Genomic DNA, 24556 nt, shown 5'->3' with positions numbered 1-24556 from the left:
GTGTGGTTTCAGCGCTCACTTGTCTGTTTTTGGTAGATTTGGACAAGTGAGCAATCTAGGAAACCCTCACTTGTCCAAAATGAAGAAAAGTGGACAAGTGGGACTAAAAAGAAGCCCCGACTTGTCCAAAACCAATGGAACAACAAAAAAAAGCTGAGCAAATGCCCAGCCTTTTTGGAACATTAAAATCCTTCGCTCTCCACAACTGCCTGTTCGTTGTTGATGACCTTGTCATCAAATTGTCCGATGACCCTGGATGAGACGACGCCAGCAAGAATGGAGTCGTTGACGTTCACCATCGTCCGCATCATGTCAATAACCGGTTCAACCGAGATAACAAGTCCAACAATAGCAATTGGTAAGTTCAGAGCACTTAACACGATCAAAGCAGCAAAGGTAGCACCGCCGCCGACACCAGCAACCCCAAAGGAGCCGATTGTTACGATGGCAATGAGTGATAGCACGAAGCCGATGCTCGTTACATCAATCCCAACCGTTGGCGCAATAATGGTTGCCAACATGGCTGGATAGACGCCCGCACAACCGTTTTGACCAATGGAAACCCCAAAACTTGCAGAGAAGTTGGCTGAAGCTTGGTCTACTCCTAACGCGTCCGTTTGCGTTTTGATATTCAATGGCATCGCACCTGCACTGGAGCGTGCGGTAAAGGCGAAGCTCAAGACAGGGAATGCTTTTTTGAAATACTGCAGCGGGTTCACTTTTTGCGTTACCAAAATGATACTGTGGAACAACAATACAACCAACAATGCAGCGTAAGATGCAACGACGAACAGTCCAAGATTCAAGATTGCTTCGAAGCTGGAAGTTGCCATCATCCGAGTAGTCAAAGCTAGAATTCCAAACGGCGTCAAGCGCAGAACCAAGGTAACGATTCGCATGACCACTGCATGGAGCATATCCATCGCGCGTTTGAACAAGGCCGCGTGATCCGGTTCCTTGCGTCTGATTCCCATGTAGGCAATTCCTACGAAGGAGGAGAAAATAACGATCGCAATCGTTGAAGTGCTCCGCATACCAGCTAGATCCTCAAAAATATTGCTTGGGATAAAGGAAAGGATTTGACCGGGAATCGTTAAGTTGGCGACTTCTTCTTGACGTTCAGCCAAGGAGGCAATTCGGGCTGTTTCAGCAGCACCTTCTGTAAATTGTGCACCATCTAAGTTAAACACCATTACCGCAGCCCAGCCAATAAGAGCAGCAACTGCTGTCGTTCCAAGCAAAGTGATCAGCACCGAAGCACTGATTTTACCTAAATCTTTCGTTTGTTCAATCTTAGTAAACGCACCTACAATCGAAACGAAAATCAGCGGCATAATCAGCATTTGCAAGAAACGTACATAACCTGTACCAACAATATTAATCCAGTCGATAAAAACGGTTGTCGTTTCGCTGTCTGCTCCAAAAATCAATTGAATAACTGCTCCGAAAATCAATCCAATAATCAGTGCTGTGAAAACACGTGTCGAAAACTTTTTATGCTGTTTACCCATCCGGTACAGGAAATAAAGAAACACAAAAAAGACGACTAATAATCCAATAATGACAAGTGTATCCATCATGAAACCTCCTTCTATTAAACATTACTTTTATTATAAAGGATGATGGGCTTGCTAGCTAATATTCAGCTTTTGCCGGACGATTTGTTTCATTGCAGCAACTGGAACGACTGTCTCATGAAGAATAGGATCATCCAGAGCCTCTTTTATTGCAGGCGGGAAGGGGATGTGACTCCACTTTTTCACCGCATGAAGAGAAGAGAGCAGGGACTCGGGTGTGTGGGTTGGATCAATCGCGGCAACTACAGCCTCAGGGAACTTGTAGGGACTTGCGGTTGAAACAACTACCATCTCACTTTGGTCTCTGGTTTCCTGTTGATACTTGTCAGCGACAACCGCTGCAACAGCCGTATGAGGGTCGATGACGTAGCCGGTTTCTTCTTTTACGCTGCGAATCTGTGCTGCAACTTCTTCCTCAGTGGCGAAGTCAGCGTGGAATGTTTGCGCCTCTTCCAACATCGTAGCGGCGACTTCATACATCCCTTCCTTCGACAAAGATTGCATATGAGAACGAACGACTTCAGGACGATTGCCGGAAAGGTGATACAGCAGGCGCTCCAAATTGCTGGAAACTAAAATATCCATGGAAGGGGAGGTGGTTAACAAGAAATCGCGGTTACGGTTGTAGGTTCCGGTTTTGAAAAAGTCGGAGAGCACATTATTCTCATTGGACGCTACAACGAGTTTCCCAACAGGCAAGCCCATTTCTTTCGCGTAATAAGCCGCTAAGATATTGCCAAAATTCCCTGTTGGAACCGTAACATTCATCGGTTCGCCCAGCTGCAACTTTCCGTCTTTCACGAGTTGTCCATATGCATAAAAGTAATACACAATTTGAGGGAGGAGACGGCCGATATTAATAGAATTAGCGGAAGAAAACTGCAAGCCATGTGCGGCCAGTTCTTGCCGCAACTCCTGATCTGCAAACAACTCTTTCACCTTCGTCTGAGCGTCATCAAAATTCCCTTCAATTGCAATAACGTGAACATTATTACCTTTCTGCGTCACCATTTGTCGTTCCTGAATCTCACTGACTCCATTTTTCGGATAAAAAACAATGATTTTTGTATGCGGAACATCGGCGAAGCCAACCAAAGCTGCCTTACCTGTATCGCCGCTTGTTGCAGTCAGAATGATAATGTCGTTTTCCAATTTATTTTTTTGGGCAGCAACGGTCATGAATTTTGGCAGAATAGAGAGTGCCATGTCCTTGAAGGCAATCGTTGGGCCATGGAACAACTCCAAATAATGCACATTGCCAGCAGTGACAACCGGCGCAATCACCGGTGTATCAAATCGGTCATCATATACGCGGATGCAATCCCTTAGTTCCTGCTCCGTAAAGTCCGTTAGAAATTCTTTGAAAATTACGTGGGCTAAGTCTTGGTACGAAAGGCTAGTCAACTCGGCCAAAGGAAGCGGGAAAACCGGCATAAAAGAAGGAACGAAGAGCCCTCCATCGGGTGCGATCCCGCTAAGGATTGCTTGGGAAGGTGAATAGCGCAAGGAAGTATCCCGTGTGCTGTGATAAACTAAATCCATTGAAATCGCTCCTTTTAACAGTTTGTTAATGGAAGTATGGCATAGAAGAAAAGAATATTCAATTGCAAAAAAGGGACGCATTCCTCCCGGTTCCTAGAGCAAATAAAAAAGACTGGAGAAAAATCTCCAGTCTTGTGTGCTCTTATTCGTTTTCTTCGCCGATTACTTCTGGCTCAGCAGCTTCATCTGTCGTTTCTTCCTCAACAGATGGAGCAGATACAACTGCAACCGTTGTTTCGGCATCGGTTAGGACGGTAACACCTGCTGGCACTTTTAATTCGCCAACCGTTAATGTGTCACCAATTGCCATTTCGCCTAATTCCACTGTGATTTCTTGTGGAATGTCGGTAGCAACTGTTTCAATCTCCAACTCGTTCAATGTTTGAGTGAAGACACCTTCTTTAATGTTCTCTGCACCAACAAGGTTAATGGTTACTTCAACCGTAACCGTTTGACCTTCTTTCAGAGCTTGAAGTTCAACGTTGTAAAGTTCAGGTTTAATGTGTGAATGATCGATGTTTTTGATCATTACTTGGGTTTCTTTCCCGTCTACGTCTACGTTAAATACCGCGTTACGGCCTAACTCACGTAGTAATTCCTCGAATTGTTTGCGATCAACCAATACGGATGTTGCATCGAATTCTTTTCCGTAAATGACTGCTGGTACTTTGTTCTCCACTCGAGCTTTTTTTGAGGCAGAAGAACCGACTCTTTCTCTCTTTTGTGCTGTTAATTTCATGAACGTTCCCTCCAGTAGACATTTCTGATGTTCAAAAAACGAACTATCAGATTCATGCACGTAATATAAAGATACTATACCATTAACGCACCAGAATAGCTAATAAGAGCACTTTTACATGGACAAAAATGAAAGGAAAGTGAAAAAACAGTTGTCCCCACGCCTGTCTTTTTGTATACTCACTAAGTATGTTAAAAAACAGAAGGAGTTGATAGAGGATGTGGTGGTTCATACCCGCTCTAGTAGCAACTGTAGCTTGGGGAACAGCTGATTTATTTTATAAGAAAGGTGCCGATCCAGCTGACAAGTACAGCTATATGAAGACCGTTATCATGGTCGGGCTCGTCATGGGACTGCATGCTCTCTATGTCATCGTAATCGAAGGAATTCAATATGATCCGAGTTACTTAATCAAGTATTTGCCGGTATCATTCTTTTATATTGTATCGATGGCCGTTGGGTACGCTGGTTTACGATTCTTGGAATTATCCGTATCTTCACCGGTACAAAATTCATCAGGAGCGATTGCTGGCTTGTTGACCTTTTTATTCCTTGGTCAAACAATGACTGGTATTCAGTTAGCAGCTATTATTTTTATTACAACTGGAGTTATTTTATTAGGCGTATTTGAACAGCGTCTTGCTGAACAAGAACGTCTGGAAAACAAAGAAGAAGTGGACCGGAAATACAAGTACGGCGCCTTGGCTTTGCTTTTCCCATTGATGTACGCACTTTTAGATTCGCTGGGTACATTCGCAGATGCCTGGTTCTTCGATTACTATGCCCCGGTTGATGACGGAACACTTGAAATGCAAGCAAACTTGTCCTATGAATTCACGTGGCTGATCGTAGCAGCACTTGTATTTGTATATGTTGTTGTAATCAAGAAGCAATCATTCAAGCCAAAGGATCAAGTGAACCGCGGCTTAGCTGCTATTTTTGAGACATTGGGTCAGTTCTTCTACGTGTACGCAATCAGCTCAAACGCAGTCGTAGTAGCGCCGATGATTTCTGCTTATTCCGTTGTTTCCGTTATCCTTTCGCGCATTTTCTTGAAAGAAAAACTAACACGCAATCAATACCTTGCCATTGCCGCAATTATTGTGGGTGTTGTTATTTTAAGTATCGAATAGGTGAAAAAATCTCTCGCTATCCTAATGGGATGACGAGAGATTTTTTGTTTTTTCTTTTATCGTTGCGATGTCACAGCGTTTCGTCCGCCTATCGCAACGGAACCCATCCAAAAGTAGATAAAATAAAAAATCCCACCCCATCTAGAACAGACGGAGCAGGAATCATTCTAAAGTTTATAAATATCTAAGATAGTACCTGTATACGCATCGGCAATAAATTCATATTGCACGAGGTCTTCTTCTTCCTTGCGTGAAATTCCCCCGTAGTAGACGTCGGTTTCTGAGGAAAAGCGGGTAAGTGGTACAGGATGCAGTTCAATCCAAGACCCTTCGATTGGGCCGTCTGCTAGAAACATTTTTTTCACATTTTCTAAGATTTGATCACCGTTGACTGCTTTCTTTCTGGTTAAATAGAGAGCGGTAAGCGCAGAGCCGATAACGATACCGGAACCTACCAAAATACCTGCCAGAACTCCTTCTCTATTTCGGTCGTAAAAAGATTCTTCATTAAACATCATTGAGATCCCTCCTAAACATCCAGTTTGCTTCTAGAGCCAGTATAGCATAAAAGCCAAATAACAAGCTATTCAAAGCCGTAGAATTTAAGCCCGTAACATTGCCCGTTTTTGTTGCTTTCGGTATAATGAAAAGAGATACTCGATTTACAAGAGAGAAAAAAGGGGGAAGAAAAGGGGCGAGTCGCTGCCGAGACCTTTTCAAATACAACTACTATGGAAGAAAAAACATTTCAACTCATTAAGGAGCTAACTGAATTACAGGGAACGAGTGGGAACGAATACCGTGTGCGCGAATACATGCGTGAGAAAATGACACCCTTCGTCGATTATGTGGAGACAGATGGCTTGGGCGGTATTTTCGGAGTTCGAGAGAGCAGTGTAGCCGACGCACCAAGAATTATGGTTGCGGCTCATATGGATGAAGTGGGATTCATCGTTACTCAAATTACGAATAATGGAATGCTGAAAGTTACCCCATTAGGCGGCTGGAATCCATATGTTGTTTCTGCCCAACGCTTCACGTTGCAAACACGCGAACAAGATATTCCGGTTATCTCTTCTTCGATTCCGCCACATTTGTTGCGCGGTACCGCAGGAGCGGGTGACGTTAAAGTAGATGAAATTCTTTTCGATGCTGGATTTGATTCGAAGGAAGAAGCGATGGAATTCGGCGTTCGTCCGGGAGATCCAATTGTGCCGCAAGTGGAAACCATCTGGACCGCGAATAAAAAGAAAATCATCGGAAAAGCGTGGGACAACCGCTACGGAAATGTAGTCGTACTAGAAGCGCTGGAAGCCTTGAAGAATGAAACGTTGCCAAACACTCTCATTGCTGGCGCAAACGTTCAAGAAGAAGTCGGCTTGCGTGGGACAAAAGGAGCCGTTCACCAGTTCCAACCGGATCTGTTCTTCGCGGTAGACTGTTCACCTGCCAATGACATTCAGACCAAAACCGGCACATTCGGCCATTTAGGCGAAGGATTCTTATTACGAATCCAAGATCCCGGCATGATCACTCTACGTGGAATGCGTGAATTCTTGTTGGATACCGCTGAAACGCACAACATTCCGTACCAATACTTTGTCTCAAAAGGCGGTACAGATGCAGGTGCGGCACATACGATGAACAACGGTGTTCCAAGTGCGGTAATCGGCGTGAGTGCGCGTTACATCCACACACACCAAACCATGTTCCATATTGACGACTATGCTGCAGCCAAGGAAATGGTGATTCAAGTAGCGAAGTCACTTGATAAGAGTACATACGAAACCATTATGAAACGAAACTAATTCTAGGAGGAATCAATCATGAAAAAATTAACCGATGCGAATGAAATTCCAACATTAATGAGCCACAAAAAAGTTGTCTTTCTCTTCACTGCAACGTGGTGCGGCGACTGTACCTTCATCAAACCGTTCATGCCGGCAGTAGAAGAAACGTTCAACGACTTTACCTTTGTTGAAGTAGACCGTGATGAGCATCTCGGCTTCGCACAAGAACTAGGAATTATGGGAATTCCAAGTTTTGTCGTATACAACGAAAATGAAGTGGTCGGCCGTTTCGTTTCCAAAGACCGCAAGACACAAGAAGAGATTGAAGATTTCCTTACACAAGTAAAACAAAACATCCAAAATTAATGAATCATTCTGAAGGAGTAAGCATATGTGGCTAAGTTTTTATAATCAACACGCAGTAGGGGATACCCTTTTATTAACGAGTGGCGAACTTTCGCGTGACTTAATAGCAAGTGAGTCAAAAGGGAATGTAACGCGTATTTTCAACAAAGAAACCAATGAAACGGTCAGCTATAACGTGTTTGAAATCTCAAGCACCTTTACCCCAAATGGGACCGGACCGGTACAGTTAACCGATGAGGAAGTCGAGCAACTGAATCAACTGATCAAAGATGCAGGGTTCGAAGATACGTTGACGTTTGACTACTCACCGAAATTCGTAGTGGGACACGTGAAAGAATGTGTGCCGCATGAAGATTCTGATCACTTAAATGTGACGCAAACAGAAGTGGACAATGGGGAAGTATTGCAGATTGTCTGCGGTGCCAGCAACATCAAAGCAGGTCAAAAAGTAGTCGTTGCGAAACCAGGTGCAGTGATGCCAGACGGAATGATTATTTGGCCAGGCGAATTGCGCGGGGTAGCGAGCAATGGAATGATCTGCTCTGCAAAAGAACTGCAAGTGGAAAATCCAACCGGCAAGAAAGGCATCCTTGTTTTGGATGCAACAACCGAGACAGGGAAACCATTTTTCCAGCATGGATAAACGAAAAATGGGAAGGAAGGAGTGAACGCTTTGGATCAGACAAAAGGAAAAAAGCCTGAGAAACCAAAAACTTTTCCCAATTACTTGTTGACTAAGAGCGATGAAACAACGGAGAATCGTGCGCCCAAGAGCTCTTCTTTTGTAGCGGATGAGATACTGGATACGACTCCTTCTGTTCCATTTTTGCGCCAAAACAAGGCTGGATTACGTCAACCTGTAGCAAAGGAAACGGGATCAGGCGTTGAGAAAAGTTACTTCATTAAAGAACAAAAACGGTTCAATAAAGAAAAGCAAGCGTATCAAGAACAGCAAAATTGGAAGTTGAACGGAACGTTTTACCAAAGCCGTCGTCCATTTAAGCAAACGGAGTTTCCATCTTTATGGAGTACATACGAAGCGAAGAAAAAAGATCAACCGATTGATTATCAAACGCTAAAATCGGAGTTGTATGTCCCTACCGAAGATTTGATTTTGATTGACTTGAATCCTCCATCAGAAGAACCGGCCGCTCTGGTGACCGAATCGGTAAAACGACCCGCTCCAAAGAAAGCCTTACATCGTTCGCTATTGGGGATTATGGAACAAGAACAGTTGCAAAATAATTGGGAAAACAGGAGTAAACGCCCTGAGAAACCGGATTCTAACGGGTATCGATCCTATTTTGACTGAGAGTTGTTTGTTTTTTTTGCGGAACATGATATACTTTCGTGGTGGAATTTTCTCTTGACGTATCATCGATACGCAGAAAAGAAACGATAACAAATAAACCAATGAACCATACCTGACATTACTAGCAGCTGTTTTTGAAGTAGGTGGAGGAAGATAATGAATAACGAAAAAATCTATCATTTTGTCGGCATTAAAGGCTCAGGAATGAGCGCTTTGGCACTTATCTTGAATGGAAAAGGGTACAACGTGCAGGGATCTGACGTGGATACGTACTTTTTCACACAACAAGGGTTAGACGATGCCAATATTTCAATTTATACATTCGATGAAGCAAACATTAAAGACGGCATGGTCATCATTGCCGGAAATGCATTCCCAGATAGTCATGAAGAAATCGTTCGTGCGAAGGAATTAGGACTAGAAGTCATTCGCTATCATGAATTTATTGGCCAGTTTATCAAAAACTATACGAGTATTGCGATTACCGGTTCGCATGGGAAGACCAGTACGACAGGGCTTCTTTCGCATGTACTGGGCGGCATTGAGCCAACGAGTTACTTGATTGGGGACGGAACGGGCTTTGGCCGCGAAGACGCTGACTTCTTTGTTCTTGAAGCGTGTGAATACCGCCGTCATTTCTTGGCGTATGCACCGGATTATGCGATCATCACGAACATTGACTTCGACCATCCTGATTACTATAAAGATATCAACGATGTCTTCCAAGCATTCGAACAGTTTTCACAGCAAGTTGGGAAAGCGATCATTGCATGTGGAGACGATCCATACATGGGACGCCTGAAAGCTGAACAACCAATTTACCGCTATGGATTTGACGCTGAGAACGATGTAGTGGTTCATGATGTAGAGAAAACAACAGCTGGCAGCACCTTTACCGTTACGATTAAAGGGGAAGCGTTCGGTACGTTCAGTATTCCATTTTACGGTACGCACAATATCTTGAACTCCTTGGCAGTCATTACGTTCTGTTACTTAGAAGGGCTAGATGTAGCTGCCGTTCAAGCGCAACTATTGACGTTCCGTGGTGTGAAACGCCGCTTCACAGAAAAAACGGTAGAAGACATGATTGTGATTGATGACTACGCGCATCATCCACAAGAAATCAAAGCAACCTTGGATGCCGCAAAGCAAAAGTATCCAGACAAAGAAATTATTGCTATCTTCCAACCACACACCTTTACGAGAACGATCGCGTTAATGAGTGAGTTCGCGGAGTCGTTGAGTCAAGCAGATGCTGTTTATCTATGTGATATTTTCACTTCTGCTCGTGAGCAGAGTGGGAATGTATCTATTGAAGACTTGGCCGCTAAAGTAGAAAAAGGGGCAGAAATCTTGTCCTTGAACAATGTTTCTCCTTTATTGCAGTATCATGATGCCGTGGCAATTTTCATGGGCGCAGGCGATATCCAAAAATTCGCTCAAGCATATGAAGAACTGTTGAGCCACAGTGTAAAAAGAGTAAACTAGTAGAACCAGTAGAACCCGAATTTTCCATCCTGTGGAAAGTCCGGGTTTTCCTTTTTTATCAGGGTTGAAACGGGTACGCCTTTAATTCCCGCTTGGGTTTTGCTAAAATGAAACTAAACATGTGTACGGATTTATGTACAAAGAAGGGAAGGGTCTCATGGCACTAAAAGATATCAAAATTGGGAAAACCATTGATGAAATAAAAGAAGGAGATTCTCTTACCGTTACCGAAATTTTTGAATTACGAGATATTTTACTTTATTTAGGTTTAACAAATGATGACAACCCGCTCTACTTGCAATACGATTATTCACAACTTACGAAGTATAAACAACCTGTCGTGCCACCGGTATTGGTCATGGGAATTTTAACGAGCAATGTCTCGAAGTATTTGCCGGGTCCGGGGTCTAACGTGGTCGATCTATCGGTGAATATCGTTGAACCGATTTATCATCATATGACGGTGACGTTTGATTTTGTTGTGAAGCGAATCGATGAACGCCGCGGATTGGTGACGATTTATGTAGAAGGAATGATCTTGTCGGGCGAACGGTTAGTGGAAGCAGAGTTAATTGTGGAAGCACCGGAGAAGATGGAATTACCTCAGACAGAAGCGTTGGTCATTCCCCAAGAAATAGGAGAGTAGGTTAGATCAAATGGCAGAGAAAAAGAAATTATTATTACTAGATGGCAGCAGTTTGGCGTTCCGCTCCTTTTATGGCTTGTTGGACTTGAGCCGTTTCCAAAATCAGAACGGCCTTCATACGAATGCTCTCTATGCATTCCACCGAATCATTCATACATTATTTGAAACTGAAAATCCAACACACATGTTGGTCGCCTTCGATGCTGGAAAAACAACGTTCCGTACTGAATTTTACGATGACTATAAGGGCGGGCGTCAGTCTATGCCGGCTGAGCTAGCAGAACAATGGCCGTATTTCAAAGTCCTCTTATCGGCAATGGGCGTGAAGAGTTATGAACTGGCGAATTATGAAGCAGATGATATTATTGGAACCTTGAGCCGCCAAGGAGAAGCAGCTGGTTTTGATGTGGTCATTATTTCAGGAGACAAGGACTTAACCCAGCTAGCAACTGATCAAACACGTGTTGATATTACCGTCAAAGGTGTCTCAGAATTGAAGTCGTATACGCCGGAATCGATTCGGGAGGAAATGGGAATTGATCCGCTCCAAATCATTGATTTAAAAGGATTAATGGGAGATTCTTCCGACAACTATCCAGGTGTCCGGAAGGTTGGCGAGAAGACAGCCTTGAAGTTACTCAAGGAATACGGTTCGATTGAGCAATTGTATGAGCAAATTGATGCGATGAAAGAAAGCAAGATGAAAGAAAACTTGGTGACAGACAAAGAGAATGCCTTCTTAAGTAAAAGATTGGCGACTATCGATGTGGAAACACCAATTGAATTGACGTTGGAGGAGCTAGCGATAGCGGAGAAAAAGGAAGAAGAGTTAATCGCCTTTTACCGCGAGATGAATTTCAACAGCTTCTTGCGCGACCTGAATTATGAAGAAGAAGACCGATCGGAATCATTTGCTGACATCACGTTTACCGCTCTTGATGAGATCAAAGCCGAGCACTTCAGCGATGAGATGGCTTTGTATGTGGAGATGCTCGAAAATAACTATCACTTTGGTAAGATTGTAGCGCTCAGCTGGGGCAACGGCACACACATTTATACCGCTAAACCAGAAGTTGCCTTGCAGAGTGAAGCGTTCAAAAAATGGGCAGAAGACGCTTCAATGAAAAAACAGGTCTATGACGCGAAGCGAACGAAGGTTATGTTGCATTACGCAGGAGTCGAGTTAGCTGGAATTGACTTTGATATGCTGTTGGCGTCCTATATCATTAATACCAAAGACAGCGGTCGAGATGTAGCAGCCGTGGCACAAGAGTACGGCCATCAGGAAGTTTCCTTTGATGAGACGATTTATGGCAAAGGGGCGAAAACCGCCGTGCCGGCAGATTGGAATGTGGTCTATGAGCATCTTGCTCGCAAAGTAGCAGCCATTCATCAACTCATGCCAACTCTGAATGAAGAATTAGAAAAAAACAACCAACATGAGTTGTACTATGACATGGAACTTCCACTTGCCATCATTTTGGCAGACATGGAAATCGCCGGTATCCGAGTAGAACCAGAACGATTGGAAAAAATGAAGATTGAATTCTCGCAACGATTAGAAGAAATTGAAAAACAAATCCACGCTGAAGCAGGCGAAGCGTTCAACATTAACTCACCCAAACAACTAAGCGTAATCTTGTTTGAGAAGATGGGACTTCCGCCAATTAAGAAAACAAAGACTGGCTATTCGACTGCGGTAGATGTGCTGGAGAAGTTAAGCGAGACAGCACCGATTGCCCAGATGATTCTGGATTACCGTCAGTTGGCCAAGCTTCAGTCCACCTACGTGGAAGGGCTGCTCAAGTTCATTAAGCCAGAAACCGGAAAAGTGCACACCATCTATACGCAAACACTTACGCAAACGGGACGCTTAAGTTCAAATGACCCGAATCTGCAAAACATTCCGATTCGTATGGAAGAAGGACGGAAAATCCGTCAAGCCTTTGTACCGTCCCAACCAAGCTGGAAGATTTTTGCTTCCGACTATTCGCAGATTGAACTGCGCGTGTTGGCTCACATTTCGAAAGACGAGCACATGCAAGCAGCGTTTATCGAAGGCCAAGACATCCATACTTCAACGGCCATGCGGGTATTTGGTATTGCGGATGAAGCTTCGGTAACGTCAAACGTCAGACGTCAGGCGAAGGCAGTAAACTTTGGAATTGTTTATGGAATTAGTGATTATGGTCTGTCCCAGAACTTAGGAATTACCCGTAATAAAGCCAAAGACTTTATTGACCGCTACTTTGAAAAATATCCAGGAATTAAGCAATTCATGGAAGACATTGTGGTAGAAGCACGTGAAAAAGGGTTTGTAGAAACCTTGTACCATCGTCGTCGTTATTTGCCTGATATTAATAGTCGCAACTTTAACTTGCGCTCTTTTGCGGAACGGACTGCGATCAACTCGCCTATCCAAGGTACCGCGGCAGATATTTTGAAAGTAGCGATGATTCGGATGCAGAAAGCCTTGAAAGAACAAAACCTAAAAGCGAAAATGCTGCTCCAAGTACATGACGAATTAATTTTCGAGTGTCCTGCTGAGGAAGTGCCTCTATTAGAAAAATTAGTGCCGGAAATGATGGAAAATGCGGTAGAACTATCCGTTCCATTAGAAGTCGACAGCAATTTTGGAGACAACTGGTACGAAGCAAAATAATACAGGGTCACTCAAACGTTGAAAGAGAGCGTTTGAGTGATCTTTGCGCCTATTTAGTAGAAAAGGAGGATTTATCTATGCCAGAATTGCCCGAAGTGGAAACCGTTCGCCGCGGCCTAAACCAGCTTGTTAGTGGAGCGGTCATTACGAGTGTGGATGTTTTTTGGAATAAGATGATTACACCGCCTTTTTCCTCCGAGAAGTTTAAGGAAGTACTGGTGGGAGAACAAATTCACACCATCGAACGAAGAGGGAAATACTTAATCTTCTTGATGGATCATTGGGCGATGGTCTCGCATTTAAGGATGGAAGGAAAGTATGAAGTTGTTTCCCAAGAAGAACCATACAAGAAACATACACATGTGGTCTTTCATCTGAGTGACCGAAGAGATTTACGCTATCTGGATGTCCGCAAGTTTGGCCGTTTTACCTTGCTGCCAATCGACAAACGAATGGATTACGAACCGATCCGGAAACTTGGTCCAGAACCGATTGCCAAACAGTTCCAAGTAAACAACTTTCATCAGAAGCTAGCTAAAACAAGCCGTGCCATCAAACCGGTTATCTTAGATCAAACCATCGTGGCGGGTGTGGGGAATATTTATGCCGATGAATCACTTTTCCTGGCAAAGGTAAATCCCTTGAAACCAGCCAATCAATTGAATGAAAAAGAAACCGGCGAGCTTCATGCGGCCATTATTGAAGTGATTCAGAAGGCGGTAGAGTTAGGCGGCACCACGGTTCGGAGTTATGTGAATAGTACCGGCGAGAAGGGAAGCTTCCAAGTAAAGTTAAACGTATACGGTAAAAAGAACGAACCGTGTCCTCGTTGCGGAACGCCGATTGAGAAAATAAAAGTTGCCCAACGTGGCACGCACTTTTGCCCCAATTGCCAACGCTATTCGGGTGAGATAATAAAAGTGGGGCCAAAGAAATGAGTATTCTCGTAGGGTTAACCGGCGGCATTGCCACGGGAAAGTCGACTGTTTCGAAATACCTGGCTGCCAAGGGGATTCCCATTATCGATGGGGACAAGGCTGCTCGGTACGTGGTAGAAGTAGGGACGCCGGGGCTGCAGAAGTTGGTGAAACATTTCGGTACATCTATTTTACTGCCAGATGGTTCCCTAGACCGGAAGAAGTTAGGCGCTATTGTTTTTTCTGACAAAGAAAAGCAGCAGCTCCTAAATGAATTGCTCCATCCTGCTATTTATCAGTGGATGGACGAGGAGCGGGAACGCTTGGAGAAGGAGCAGGTCCCTTTGATTGTTTTCGATGTTCCGCTTCTTTTTGAAACGAAAGTAAAACGGCAGTATGATCATATCTTGGTTGTCGCTGCGGATGAAAAGATTCAGTTGGAGCGGTTGATGAGACGAAACCAACTCAGCGAAGAAGAAGCGAAGCAACGAATGGACAGTCAAATGCCCCTCGCAGAAAAAATACGACAAGCAGACGATGTCATTGATAACAGTTTTGACTTGGAGACAACCTACCGTCAAGTGGATAAATGGTTAGAAAAAGTTAAAAAAAGCCAATGACCCTCTTGAAACTGGGTAAATTCACCCTCTAGATATGGTATACTTACAGAAGAAAATAAGAAGAAAGGGGTAGAATACATGCAATGTCCCAAGTGTCATCACCATGGAACAAAGGTAGTGGACAGCCGCCCCGTAGAAGCAAATCAATCCATTCGGCGCCGCAGAGAATGTGAAGAGTGCCATTATCGCTTCACGACTTTTGAGCGCATCGAACAATCACCGCTATTAGTGATCAAGAAAAATGGAACGCGTGAAGAATTCAGCCGTGAGAAATTGTTGCGCGGGTTGATCCGCTCTTGTGAGAAACGGCCGATCGCCCTGGAACAATTAGAAGAAATGGTCACAGAAGTAGAACGTGAAGTACGTGCACTCGGAGAGAATGAAATCTCCAGCATGGTCATAGGTGAATATGTTATGGACAAATTAGCCGATTTGGATGATGTCGCATATATTCGGTTCGCTAGTGTGTACCGCCAGTTTTCCGACCGAAAAACGTTCCTGGATGAACTGAGAAAATTAGAAAATAAAATACCAATCGAACAACCGATACCGTCGGAAGAAGAAGGTCATGAAGAATGAATTATCCTTGGAAAGAATTAAGCCCTAAGGACTCCTTTCTCATTCAAAAAACACAATTTATTACCGACATCGACAAAAATGTAGTGACTTTGCTGTACCAACCGATCATTGGTCCCCAAGCTTATAGTTTGTATATGACGCTTCTTGCAGAAGTAGAAAACGGATCGTATCAGAGCCCAGAGCTTTTGCATGCCGAACTCCTTACCTTGTTAGGGATGGGGATTCCTGAATTTTATCAGGCACGGATTCGCTTGGAAGGGATCGGTTTGCTGCATACGTACTTGAAGCAAGAACCGGAAAAGTCATACGTGTATCAACCGGCACCGCCGCTTAGTAGCGAAGCGTTTTTCAAAGAAGACTTGTTGCGATTGTTGTTATTGGAGCATGTAGGGGAGAAGCAGTATACAACCTTGCAGAACCGCTTCAGCATCAAAAAGTTGGATCAAACGAATGTGGAAGAAATTACGAAGTCCTTTTTGGATGTGTATCATTTCGCACCTTCCGCACATCAGCCGAATGAAGCGCAACTGGATGGAAACCGTACCTATGTGAAGACAGGAGAAGGTACCGTACCGAACATTCAGGCAGATGGATTCAATTTTTCTTACTTGAAGGACTTGATGCAGCGTGAATTTTTCAGTCCGGAAGCCTTAACCAAAGAATTGAAGCATAGCGTCCAAGTGCTCCATAAGCTCTACGGCATTGATGAAGTAGAGATGTCGCAGTATTTGCTTCGGGCAACCAATCTGGAAACGGGGAAGGTCGACGCAGACGAACTGACGAAGACGGTTGCGGAGTCTTACGGCAATACGGGTCGCCCCGGCAGAAGGTTAACCGATAAGGTAGAAGTACAACAGCAACGTACCGAAGAGGAAAAGGAACAACGGAAGAAACAGCTGGAACAAGCTGGCTACTCAGCTAGTGAAGTGAAACTGATTTTGTTGAGTGAAAAACGCACCCCGTATGCCTTTATTACCAATATTAAGAAACAGAAAAAGGGAAAGGTCACCGAAAGTGAACGCCTGCTTCTGAACCGATTGATGGAGCAGTATAACTTGACTCCTGCTATTTTAAATATTTTGATTTATTATGCTTTGGTTATTCAAGACCACTCCAAGCTTGGGAAGGATTTCGCGGAAACATTGGCCGATAACTGGATGCAAGCAGAAGTGGTAACGCCAGAACAAGCGATTGAACAAACCAAGATGTTTGTCGGAAAAGTCAAAGCCGCAACCGAAAAGCGCAAGGAAAACCGTGCGAACCGCTACTATGGGAAGAATGTCGTTCGCAAGGTAGAGAAGTTGCCGGAATGGGCAAAGGATGAACAGCAACCGGTTGAAGAAGAGATGATGTCAGAAGATATGCAAAAAGAATTTATGGAACGATTGAAACGATTCCGCGAAAAGGGAAAGGCAGGGGATGAATAATGGATCACATCAGCAGAGGGTTTAATCGCTATATGAAACAACCCGATATTCGTAAACAATATGAAGAAATGGTCCAATCTGTTCTAAACGATCCAGACGTCCAGCTTTTCCTAAAAAAAGAGGAAGACCAAATCTCTCAAGAGATGATTCAAAATAGCTATTCGAAGCTCTATGAATTTGTACAAGAGAAGAACAAGTTGGCACGGGGAGAACAAGGGCAGAACCCGGGATACGAACCGAAACTTGCGCTGAACTCTGGGTACATTGATGTTGTTTACTTGCCGACACCGGAAACGGTGCAACGCGAAAAAGAGCGGGAACTAAGAAGTCGGATCAATGCCATGAACATTTCAAAGGATGCCCGAACCGCTACGATGGACAAAATCATCATGACGCAGGACCGCAACAACGTATTGATGATGGCGTACGCATTTATGGATGAATACACAGAGTCACCGAAGGATTATCATCAAGGGTTTTATCTCTATGGTCCCTTTGGCACAGGGAAAACGTATTTACTAGGTGCGATGGCTCACGAGTTATCGAAACGCGGACATGTCATCACGATGATGCACTATCCAACTTTCACTCAGGAAATGAAGGCCGCCATTGCAGACGGTTCCGTTTCAGACAAGCTGAATGCGGTGAAAAATAGTGAAATTTTGATGCTGGATGATATTGGTGCAGAAGTAAACTCCACGTGGATTCGAGACGAAGTATTGGGTGTTATCCTGCAGCACCGGATGCAAGAGAAGTTGCCGACGTTCTTCTCCTCCAACTTTAACTTCAGTGAGTTAGAGGAGCATTTGCGGATGGGAAACCGCGGCGATGATGAACCGATTAAAGCGAAGCGTTTGATGGAACGAATCAAGTACTTGGCGAAAGAAGTTGCCTTAACTGGGAAAAACCGCCGCTTCGATTGATAAGTTCTTGCCTTTTGGCGAGGTTAGTGGTTTAATAAGCATATTCATAAGAGAAAACAATGAGAAAGACATACAGAAGAAGCGAGCATTCCAAGCGAGAGATGGGTGGTGTGACATCTCAATGCCCTTTTGGCTGGACCACTTTCGAGTGACATTGGTGAACAGTGTCCGGGTACGCCCGTTAACGCGTCTGAAGGACTACTTGTTTCAAGTAGTTGAAGTAGGGTGGAACCACGTAATGATTGAACGTCCCTTCTTAAGTGCAGTTGCATTTAAGGAGGGACGTTTTTGCGTTCTGATTTACTTTTCCTTTGTTCTCAAAAATAAAATTGGAGGTAAAAAACATGGCAGAAATTCAAATCACGTTTCCAGATGGAGCGATCAAAAATTTTGAACAAGGCATTACTGTTGAAGAAGTTGCGAAAAGCATCAGCAATAGTTTAGCCAAAAAAGCTCTAGCAGGTAAATTTAATGGGGAGCTGGTTGATTTCACACGGCCGCTTGAAGAAGATGGAAGTTTAGAAATCGTAACAGCTGATCACGAAGATGCATTAGGCATTTTACGCCACTCATCGGCGCATTTATTGGCCCATGCATTAACACGTCTATTCCCTGGTATTCATTTCGGAGTGGGCCCAGCAATTGAAACAGGATTCTACTATGACACGGACATGGCACAACAATTGACGGAAGAGCAATTACCGCTTGTAGAAGCAGAAATGCAAAACATCATCCGTGCCAACTATCCAATTGTCCGTGATGAAGTAACACGTGCAGAAGCGCTGGAAATTTTCAAGAATGACCCGTACAAAACAGAACTGATCAACGAACTTCCTGAAGATGAAGTCATCACGGTTTACACACAAGAAGATTTCACAGACTTGTGCCGTGGCATTCACGTTCCTTCTACTGGGAAAATTCAGGTTGTAAAACTATTATCCCTGGCAGGTGCTTATTGGAGAGGAAATTCTGACAATAAAATGATGCAACGGGTATACGGGACAGCTTTCTTCAACAAGAAAGACTTGAGCGAATTCCTAAAAATGCGTGAAGAAGCGAAGCAACGCGATCACCGCAAACTTGGAAAAGAACTAGACTTGTTCATGGTTTCTCCAGAAGTTGGTTCCGGCTTGCCATTCTGGTTGCCAAAAGGCGCAACCATTCGCCGTACAATCGAGCGTTATATCGTAGATAAAGAAACAAGCCTTGGCTATCAACACGTTTATACGCCAATCATGGCAAACGTAGACTTCTACAAAACATCTGGTCACTGGGATCACTATCATGAAGATATGTATCCACCAATGGACTTGGGCGATGGAGAAATGCTGGTACTTCGTCCAATGAACTGTCCACACCACATGATGATTTACAAAAACGATCTGCATAGCTACCGTGAATTGCCAATCCGGATTGCGGAACTTGGAATGATGCACCGTTATGAAAAGAGTGGAGCACTATCCGGTTTGCAACGAGTACGTGAGATGACGTTGAATGACGCACACGTATTTGTTCGCCCAGACCAAATCAAGGACGAATTCAAACGTACGTTGGAGTTGGTGTTGGCTGTTTACAAAGACTTCCACATTACCGACTACCGTTTCCGTTTGAGCTACCGTGATCCAGCAGACAAAGAGAAGTACTTTGATGACGATGAGATGTGGGAAAAAGCAGAATCCATGTTGAAAGAAGCGATGGATGACATGGGATTTGACTACTACGAAGCAACAGGCGAAGCAGCTTTCTACGGTCCAAAATTGGATATCCAATTCAAGACAGCGATTGGAATCGAAGAAACAATGTCTACCATTCAGTTAGACTTCCTATTGCCAGAACGCTTTGACTTAACGTATGTAGGGGAAGACGGCGAAAATACACATCGTCCAGTCGTTATCCACCGAGGCGTTCTTTCAACAATGGAACGTTTTGTGGCATACTTAATTGAAGAGTATAAAGGAGCATTCCCAACTTGGTTGGCTCCTGTACAAGCGACAATTATTCCAGTCCGCCTTGATTTACATGCTGACCGTGCGTATGAATTGAAAGCACAAATGGAACGCTTGGGCATGCGCGTAGAGGTAGACGACCGCAATGAGAAAATGGGTTACAAGATTCGTGCTTCTCAAACTCAAAAAATTCCCTATCAAATCGTAATTGGTGACAAAGAGGTCGAAGAAGGAACTGTAACGGTTCGCCGCTACGGCTCAAAAGAAATGGAATCGATGTCCGTTGAAGCATACTTGAATGCAGTAGAAGACGAAATTAAAAACTTTAAGTAAAAGGTGGGAAATTATGGTGCGTGAGCAATTAATGCAGCTACTGAGTGAACGGGAAGAGGAAATGATTGCACTGCGCCGTCATTTCCATGAGAATCCTGAAATTTCATTTGAAGAAAAACAAACAGCAGATACGATTGCTGAATTCTACGCTGGAAAAGACGTTGAAGTAAAGCGCAACGTCGGAAATGGGTACGGAATAATCGTAACCATCAAAGGAAGTAAACCAGGTCGTACGGTCGCCTTGCGGGCTGACTTTGATGCCCTGCCAATCGAAGAAGCGACCGGCTTGCCGTTTGCTTCCAAGAATCCGGGCGTGATGCATGCGTGCGGACATGATGGGCACACAGCCTATTTAATGATTCTAGCGGACTGCTTGATTCAGTTAAAAGACGAATGGGCAGGGACAGTCAAGATTGTCCATCAAAACGCAGAAGAATTAGGACCTGGCGGCGCGAAAAGTATGGTTGACTCCGGTGAGTTGGATGATGTGGATGAAATTTATGGAATCCATTTTTATCCAAGCTTCGAAGTAGGCGAGATTCAATATGCGAATGGTTGGGCGTATGCTGGATGCAGTGAATTCAAATTAAAAATTCAAGGCAACGGCGGGCATGGTTCTATGCCGCATTTGAGTAACGATGCAATCGTAGCAGCTGCTTCTTATGTGATGAACTTGCAAACCATCGTGTCACGCCGGATCGATCCTTTCGATATGGCTGTTGTGACGGTTGGTTCTTTTGAAGGCATGGGTGCAACGAATGTAATCAAGGATAATTTGATTATCCAAGGAGACGCTCGTTACATGGACATTGAAGTCGGCAAGAAGATTGAAGAAGAGATGCGCAAGTTGGCACGCGGCTTGGAAGAGTCCTTTGGCGTTACAACAGAATTCGAATACCACTGGGACTATCCGCCGGTTTACAATCACCCGGAACAAACAGAGAAAGCAGCCAAAGCTTTGCAAGAAAAAGGAGTTGGCAACTATCTAACGAATGTTGTGTCGGCGCCGCCAAATAATGGGGCAGAAGACTTCGGCCAATACTTGCTCAAAATTCCTGGTTCATTCATGAATGTCGGAGCGAAGCCAGATGCAGACGAGTATTTCATGAATCACAATCCGAAATTTGATATCAATGAAAAAGCCTTGCTCGTAGCTGCAAAAGCTGTGGCAGACATTACCTTGACTGCACTGGAAAGATAATGACAAATAGAAGACAGGGAAAATGGGAGTGTACTCTTTCATTTTTCCTGTTTTTTTCAAATAGCAGTTCGACCAAGTGAAGCACCTTTTCCAGTCTCACTTGGCCGAACAAGAATAAGTTCGGACAAGTAGGATGTGTTCAGTAGTCTCACTTAGCCGAACTGTGGGGGCATTCTTTTGCCGCACATAAAAAAGGGTTGCTATTTTTGAACAAGCAACGTATAATTCTTGATTGTGGAAGTCATACGAAAGTATTTGACATTGAAGGAAATACGTAGTACAATATGATAGTTGAGAAATTCAAAGCAGAAGCACCCGCTTCTCGCCTAAGTTGACCTATATGTCCTTGGGCTAGATATGTACACATTCGTTGCAGTAGGAATTACTGTGATTATTGTAGGCGGGTACTTAGGTATCCGCCTATTTTTCTGCGCTTTTCTCGCAAAAATCATGGAGGTGAATGACCATAGCTAAAGATATGATGGTAAACGACGGAATCCGAGCACGCGAAATTCGAGTAATCGGGAGCAATGGTGAACAAATCGGAGTTAAAACGAAAGTAGATGCTATACGCTTAGCTGAAGCAGAAAACTTGGATCTCGTGTTAGTATCGCCAAATGCTAATCCGCCAGTAGCCCGTATTATGGACTACGGAAAGTACCGTTTCGAGCAACAAAAACGTGAGCGGGAAGTCCGTAAGAACCAAAAAGTGGTCAACATCAAAGAAGTGCGCTTAAGTCCTTCCATCGATGAGAATGATTTCCAAACAAAATTACGTAGTGCACGTAAGTTTTTGGAAAACGGCGATAAATTGAAAGCTTCGATCCGCTTCCGTGGTCGTGCAATCACCCATAAAGAAATTGGACAGAAAGTCCTGGATCGCCTTGCATCTGAACTTTCAGATATTTCTTCGATTGAGACCCATCCACGTATGGACGGCAGAAGCATGTTCTTGATGCTGGCTCCAAAAACTGACAAGTAACGATTTATTTAGGAGGAAAGACTAATGCCAAAACAAAAAACACACCGCGGCTCTGCGAAACGCTTCAAGAGAACTGGTAATGGCGGATTGAAACGTTTCCGTGCGTTTACTAGCCACAGATTCCATGGAAAAACAAAGAAACAAAGACGTCAACTGCGTCATGGCTCAATGGTTCATGTTTCTGACATGAAACGTATCAGCCAACAACTTTCACAAATGAAATAATCGATTTACAATGAAATTAGAAGAGAACAGAGTGTTCTCATAAGGAGGAATTACCATGCCACGTGTTAAAGGTGGAACAGTAACGCGCCGTCGCCGTAAAAAAGTCTTAAAATTGGCGAAAGGCTATTATGGAGCAAAACATAAATTATTCAAAGTAGCAAAACAACAAGTGATGAAATCTAATATGTACGCATACAGAGACCGTCGTCAAAAGAAACGTAACTTCCGTAAATTGTGGATTGCACGTATCAACGCTGCAGCACGCATGAACGGTTTGAGCTACAGCAAATTGATCCACGGTATGAAAGTTTCTGGAAATGAAATGAACCGTAAGATGCTTGCTGACCTAGCTGTTACAGATCCAGCAGCTTTCACTGCAATCGCAGAACAAGCTAAAGCAGCTTTGAACCAATAATTGTTTGATAGAGGAAGACTGTGACTCGTGTCATGGTCTTTTTTTTGTCATCTAATTTGACTTGTTTTGTAAACGTTTTGTCAATATTTGTCATAAACTGTTCACAGTTTTATTGGTAGGACTAGTATATGATTAGGTAAAGAAGCTATCTGTCGAACGGATAGATGAAGAAGGTGTAAAAATGGAACGTGCAAAGAAGAGGATTGCGATTGTCGGCGGTGGCTTGAGTGGTCTTGTTGCTGCTTATGAGATAAAAAAAGCAATTATGAAAGAAAACTTACCATTCGACTTTGTCGTTCTAGAGCGAATGAGTTTTTCTGGCGGAATGATTCGAACGTTTCAGACAGAAGACGGTCCAGTTGATGTGGGTGCGAGTAGTTTCGACCTGCGTAGAGGTGACGAGCGTTCTTTCCTGGCGGAGCTGGGGTTAGAAGATCAGATTCAGTACAGCCAAGGCGGGAAGTTGGACCGCTACAGCAATCATGAATTTGTTTCTTCAGATAAACCGACCTATCACGGAATTCCTCTGCGGATTGTCGATCTTTTTTACGACAAAGAGTTATCTACCGGGGACAAGTTAAGAGCCTTGTTTAATTACTCATCCAATCAAGCTCGTTCTTGTGAGAAGAAACAATTAACTACAAAAGAATTCTTAGATTTACGTTTTTGTTCCGAAATAAGCAATCTCATCGCTCTCCCACATTATCCAGAAAACATTTATGGTTCTATGGAATTATGTGCGCCACCTTTTTTTGATCCAAACCTTTTGTCTTTATTTGAAAAGGGGACAGCTAGGAAAGTGGACGTTGCCGAACGAGAAAGATTGATGGATCGATCGGGGCAGGAATATACACTGGTCGGAGGTATGGCAACTCTGGTTCATCGTTTGCTGGAGTTTGTTGGCGATCATGTGGAAACAAATCGGCAGTTAACGGATGTTTCGCGTTTAGAACAGGGCGTATTATCGCTGGAATTGAACAAAGAAGATGAGATTCGAGTCGGTAGCATCATTTCTACGGTGTCGATATCAGAACTTACCCATATTATGAAGGAAGGGAAACGAGGGTCTGGGCTGTTGCCCGTGACTTCTAATTCTGATATGGGAACAATCCTATTCCAATTTCCGAAAGGTGCAATTACCCGCTATCCGTCTGGCTTTGGGTTTGTGATTCCTAAACGTAGTGTGTTCCATATTAGTAAAGCTACCTTTTTGAACCGCAAATGGGAATCGCTAGCCGATGCGAAATATGATTACTTGTTAGTAGAAGTTGGAAGAAGACAAGAAGATATGCTCATCCAATTGCCGGATGAGGCCATTTTACCAATCATTGAACAAGAGCTGGAAGAAATTCTGGGACTAAGAGAATCGTACCATTCTGCTTCTGTATTCCGTTGGCAACAAGCGACTCCGCATGTAACAAAAGAAGCAAGAGAAGCGATGGTCCAAAACGAAGAACGCTTTAAGAATAGCTTCAGCAAACGAGGCATTTTTATCGGTGGGAATGGATATCATGGTTACGGGATGCATAATGCCATCAAGGAAGGAAGAACCTTGGCAGCAAACGCTCTTGCTTATATGAAGACTATTACACCTGTTAAATAAAAACTTTTTGAACTGTTTTGTTTTAGCAAAACAATCAAAAAGTTTTTTTGTTTTTTGATTTGTCAATTTAAGCTAGACAAAGTAGATTCGTCTAGGTAACTCAAAAACACTTCTAGTGGCGTCTGGTAAT

General features: G+C 43.7%; 23 protein-coding genes and 1 other annotated feature. Of the genes, 19 read left to right on the top strand and 4 right to left on the bottom strand.

The genetic code is table 11. The annotated features are described in order from the left end of the window. Positions 1 to 182 precede the first annotated feature (182 nt). The 3 genes from PVE40_RS05490 to PVE40_RS05480 all read right to left on the bottom strand — a co-directional run bounded on the left by PVE40_RS05490 (position 183) and on the right by PVE40_RS05480 (position 3858). Positions 183 to 1577, bottom strand: coding sequence for an L-cystine transporter (locus PVE40_RS05490; RefSeq protein WP_274730883.1), 1395 nt, complete (start codon positions 1575 to 1577; stop codon positions 183 to 185). Positions 1578 to 1631: 54 nt separating this feature from the next. Then, complete coding sequence (thrC, locus tag PVE40_RS05485; RefSeq protein ID WP_274730882.1) at positions 1632 to 3119, bottom strand: threonine synthase; 1488 nt, start codon at positions 3117 to 3119, stop codon at positions 1632 to 1634. A gap of 142 nt (positions 3120 to 3261) precedes the next feature. Continuing rightward, a complete protein-coding gene (locus tag PVE40_RS05480; protein ID WP_274730881.1) occupies positions 3262 to 3858 on the bottom strand; it encodes a 50S ribosomal protein L25 in 597 nt (198 codons plus the stop codon). Positions 3859 to 4076: 218 nt separating this feature from the next. On the opposite strand from PVE40_RS05480, the gene PVE40_RS05475 reads away from it, so the two are divergent. Continuing rightward, on the top strand, positions 4077 to 4991 hold the full coding sequence (locus PVE40_RS05475; RefSeq protein WP_274730880.1) for a DMT family transporter: 915 nt from the start codon (positions 4077 to 4079) through the stop codon (positions 4989 to 4991). A 167-nt stretch (positions 4992 to 5158) separates the two neighbouring features. Here the strand turns inward: PVE40_RS05475 and PVE40_RS05470 are convergent, their stop codons facing one another. Continuing rightward, the gene (locus PVE40_RS05470) at positions 5159 to 5509 is read right to left on the bottom strand and encodes a PepSY domain-containing protein (protein WP_338033470.1); all 351 of its coding nucleotides are present in this window, start codon (positions 5507 to 5509) and stop codon (positions 5159 to 5161) included. Between the two features lie 213 nt (positions 5510 to 5722). On the opposite strand from PVE40_RS05470, the gene pepA reads away from it, so the two are divergent. The 18 genes from pepA (at position 5723) to hemG (ending at position 24426) form a co-directional block, all read left to right on the top strand. Continuing rightward, positions 5723 to 6799: a glutamyl aminopeptidase gene (pepA, locus tag PVE40_RS05465; protein WP_274730879.1), complete on the top strand. Its 1077-nt coding sequence runs from the start codon at positions 5723 to 5725 to the stop codon at positions 6797 to 6799. A gap of 18 nt (positions 6800 to 6817) precedes the next feature. Continuing rightward, the gene (locus tag PVE40_RS05460) at positions 6818 to 7147 is read left to right on the top strand and encodes a thioredoxin family protein (protein WP_274730878.1); all 330 of its coding nucleotides are present in this window, start codon (positions 6818 to 6820) and stop codon (positions 7145 to 7147) included. A gap of 25 nt (positions 7148 to 7172) precedes the next feature. After that, the gene (ytpR, locus tag PVE40_RS05455; RefSeq protein ID WP_274730877.1) at positions 7173 to 7790 is read left to right on the top strand and encodes a YtpR family tRNA-binding protein; all 618 of its coding nucleotides are present in this window, start codon (positions 7173 to 7175) and stop codon (positions 7788 to 7790) included. A gap of 30 nt (positions 7791 to 7820) precedes the next feature. Continuing rightward, the gene (locus PVE40_RS05450) at positions 7821 to 8459 is read left to right on the top strand and encodes a hypothetical protein (protein WP_274730876.1); all 639 of its coding nucleotides are present in this window, start codon (positions 7821 to 7823) and stop codon (positions 8457 to 8459) included. 156 nt (positions 8460 to 8615) lie between these two features. Then, positions 8616 to 9947 carry a UDP-N-acetylmuramate--L-alanine ligase gene (gene murC / locus PVE40_RS05445; RefSeq protein ID WP_420828513.1) on the top strand — a complete coding sequence of 444 codons (1332 nt, stop codon included), beginning with the start codon at positions 8616 to 8618 and terminating at the stop codon, positions 9945 to 9947. Positions 9948 to 10104: 157 nt separating this feature from the next. Beyond that, positions 10105 to 10593 (top strand): MaoC family dehydratase, encoded by a 489-nt coding sequence (locus tag PVE40_RS05440; protein WP_274730875.1) that lies wholly within the window; start codon positions 10105 to 10107, stop codon positions 10591 to 10593. Positions 10594 to 10603: 10 nt separating this feature from the next. Continuing rightward, complete coding sequence (gene polA / locus PVE40_RS05435) at positions 10604 to 13255, top strand: DNA polymerase I (protein WP_274730874.1); 2652 nt, start codon at positions 10604 to 10606, stop codon at positions 13253 to 13255. A 77-nt stretch (positions 13256 to 13332) separates the two neighbouring features. Then, on the top strand, positions 13333 to 14193 hold the full coding sequence (mutM, locus tag PVE40_RS05430) for a DNA-formamidopyrimidine glycosylase (protein ID WP_274730873.1): 861 nt from the start codon (positions 13333 to 13335) through the stop codon (positions 14191 to 14193). Further along, positions 14190 to 14792, top strand: a complete 603-nt coding sequence (coaE, locus tag PVE40_RS05425; RefSeq protein WP_274730872.1) for a dephospho-CoA kinase — start codon at positions 14190 to 14192, stop codon at positions 14790 to 14792. The genes mutM and coaE overlap by 4 nt, the downstream gene beginning before the upstream one ends. 78 nt (positions 14793 to 14870) lie before the next feature. After that, positions 14871 to 15371, top strand: coding sequence for a transcriptional regulator NrdR (nrdR, locus tag PVE40_RS05420; protein WP_274730871.1), 501 nt, complete (start codon positions 14871 to 14873; stop codon positions 15369 to 15371). Beyond that, positions 15368 to 16798, top strand: coding sequence for a replication initiation and membrane attachment family protein (locus PVE40_RS05415; protein ID WP_274730870.1), 1431 nt, complete (start codon positions 15368 to 15370; stop codon positions 16796 to 16798). The genes nrdR and PVE40_RS05415 overlap by 4 nt, the downstream gene beginning before the upstream one ends. Then, positions 16798 to 17721: a primosomal protein DnaI gene (gene dnaI, locus PVE40_RS05410; RefSeq protein WP_274730869.1), complete on the top strand. Its 924-nt coding sequence runs from the start codon at positions 16798 to 16800 to the stop codon at positions 17719 to 17721. The genes PVE40_RS05415 and dnaI overlap by 1 nt, the downstream gene beginning before the upstream one ends. A 344-nt stretch (positions 17722 to 18065) precedes the next feature. Next, positions 18066 to 20000, top strand: a complete 1935-nt coding sequence (gene thrS, locus PVE40_RS05405) for a threonine--tRNA ligase (RefSeq protein ID WP_274730868.1) — start codon at positions 18066 to 18068, stop codon at positions 19998 to 20000. A 13-nt stretch (positions 20001 to 20013) separates the two neighbouring features. After that, positions 20014 to 21201 (top strand): amidohydrolase, encoded by a 1188-nt coding sequence (locus tag PVE40_RS05400; RefSeq protein WP_274730867.1) that lies wholly within the window; start codon positions 20014 to 20016, stop codon positions 21199 to 21201. Between the two features lie 297 nt (positions 21202 to 21498). Then, positions 21499 to 21635 (top strand) — a sequence feature (ribosomal protein L20 leader region). Positions 21636 to 21661: 26 nt separating this feature from the next. Then, the gene (infC, locus tag PVE40_RS05395) at positions 21662 to 22183 is read left to right on the top strand and encodes a translation initiation factor IF-3 (RefSeq protein WP_274730866.1); all 522 of its coding nucleotides are present in this window, start codon (positions 21662 to 21664) and stop codon (positions 22181 to 22183) included. A gap of 24 nt (positions 22184 to 22207) precedes the next feature. Next, the gene (gene rpmI, locus PVE40_RS05390) at positions 22208 to 22408 is read left to right on the top strand and encodes a 50S ribosomal protein L35 (RefSeq protein WP_274730865.1); all 201 of its coding nucleotides are present in this window, start codon (positions 22208 to 22210) and stop codon (positions 22406 to 22408) included. Between the two features lie 55 nt (positions 22409 to 22463). Beyond that, complete coding sequence (gene rplT, locus PVE40_RS05385; protein WP_274730864.1) at positions 22464 to 22823, top strand: 50S ribosomal protein L20; 360 nt, start codon at positions 22464 to 22466, stop codon at positions 22821 to 22823. Positions 22824 to 23004: 181 nt separating this feature from the next. Continuing rightward, positions 23005 to 24426, top strand: coding sequence for a protoporphyrinogen oxidase (hemG, locus tag PVE40_RS05380; RefSeq protein WP_274730863.1), 1422 nt, complete (start codon positions 23005 to 23007; stop codon positions 24424 to 24426). Positions 24427 to 24556: the final 130 nt, after the last annotated feature.

The organism is Jeotgalibaca caeni, from assembly GCF_028863945.1.
In the GTDB taxonomy this organism is placed as follows: domain Bacteria; phylum Bacillota; class Bacilli; order Lactobacillales; family Aerococcaceae; genus Jeotgalibaca; species Jeotgalibaca caeni.
Note: the sequence above shows the minus strand (reverse complement) of the source record. Positions and strands in the feature narration are given on the sequence as shown.

What these genes read in the sequence shown, in the direction of transcription:
- PVE40_RS05490 (WP_274730883.1), bottom strand. Translation starts at nt 1,577, where the DNA reads ATGGATACACTTGTCATTATTGGATTATTAGTCGTCTTTTTTGTGTTT.
- thrC (WP_274730882.1), bottom strand. Translation starts at nt 3,119, where the DNA reads ATGGATTTAGTTTATCACAGCACACGGGATACTTCCTTGCGCTATTCA.
- PVE40_RS05480 (WP_274730881.1), bottom strand. Translation starts at nt 3,858, where the DNA reads ATGAAATTAACAGCACAAAAGAGAGAAAGAGTCGGTTCTTCTGCCTCA.
- PVE40_RS05475 (WP_274730880.1), top strand. Translation starts at nt 4,077, where the DNA reads ATGTGGTGGTTCATACCCGCTCTAGTAGCAACTGTAGCTTGGGGAACA.
- PVE40_RS05470 (WP_338033470.1), bottom strand. Translation starts at nt 5,509, where the DNA reads ATGATGTTTAATGAAGAATCTTTTTACGACCGAAATAGAGAAGGAGTT.
- pepA (WP_274730879.1), top strand. Translation starts at nt 5,723, where the DNA reads ATGGAAGAAAAAACATTTCAACTCATTAAGGAGCTAACTGAATTACAG.
- PVE40_RS05460 (WP_274730878.1), top strand. Translation starts at nt 6,818, where the DNA reads ATGAAAAAATTAACCGATGCGAATGAAATTCCAACATTAATGAGCCAC.
- ytpR (WP_274730877.1), top strand. Translation starts at nt 7,173, where the DNA reads ATGTGGCTAAGTTTTTATAATCAACACGCAGTAGGGGATACCCTTTTA.
- murC (WP_420828513.1), top strand. Translation starts at nt 8,616, where the DNA reads ATGAATAACGAAAAAATCTATCATTTTGTCGGCATTAAAGGCTCAGGA.
- PVE40_RS05440 (WP_274730875.1), top strand. Translation starts at nt 10,105, where the DNA reads ATGGCACTAAAAGATATCAAAATTGGGAAAACCATTGATGAAATAAAA.
- polA (WP_274730874.1), top strand. Translation starts at nt 10,604, where the DNA reads ATGGCAGAGAAAAAGAAATTATTATTACTAGATGGCAGCAGTTTGGCG.
- mutM (WP_274730873.1), top strand. Translation starts at nt 13,333, where the DNA reads ATGCCAGAATTGCCCGAAGTGGAAACCGTTCGCCGCGGCCTAAACCAG.
- coaE (WP_274730872.1), top strand. Translation starts at nt 14,190, where the DNA reads ATGAGTATTCTCGTAGGGTTAACCGGCGGCATTGCCACGGGAAAGTCG.
- nrdR (WP_274730871.1), top strand. Translation starts at nt 14,871, where the DNA reads ATGCAATGTCCCAAGTGTCATCACCATGGAACAAAGGTAGTGGACAGC.
- PVE40_RS05415 (WP_274730870.1), top strand. Translation starts at nt 15,368, where the DNA reads ATGAATTATCCTTGGAAAGAATTAAGCCCTAAGGACTCCTTTCTCATT.
- dnaI (WP_274730869.1), top strand. Translation starts at nt 16,798, where the DNA reads ATGGATCACATCAGCAGAGGGTTTAATCGCTATATGAAACAACCCGAT.
- thrS (WP_274730868.1), top strand. Translation starts at nt 18,066, where the DNA reads ATGGCAGAAATTCAAATCACGTTTCCAGATGGAGCGATCAAAAATTTT.
- PVE40_RS05400 (WP_274730867.1), top strand. Translation starts at nt 20,014, where the DNA reads ATGGTGCGTGAGCAATTAATGCAGCTACTGAGTGAACGGGAAGAGGAA.
- infC (WP_274730866.1), top strand. Translation starts at nt 21,662, where the DNA reads ATGACCATAGCTAAAGATATGATGGTAAACGACGGAATCCGAGCACGC.
- rpmI (WP_274730865.1), top strand. Translation starts at nt 22,208, where the DNA reads ATGCCAAAACAAAAAACACACCGCGGCTCTGCGAAACGCTTCAAGAGA.
- rplT (WP_274730864.1), top strand. Translation starts at nt 22,464, where the DNA reads ATGCCACGTGTTAAAGGTGGAACAGTAACGCGCCGTCGCCGTAAAAAA.
- hemG (WP_274730863.1), top strand. Translation starts at nt 23,005, where the DNA reads ATGGAACGTGCAAAGAAGAGGATTGCGATTGTCGGCGGTGGCTTGAGT.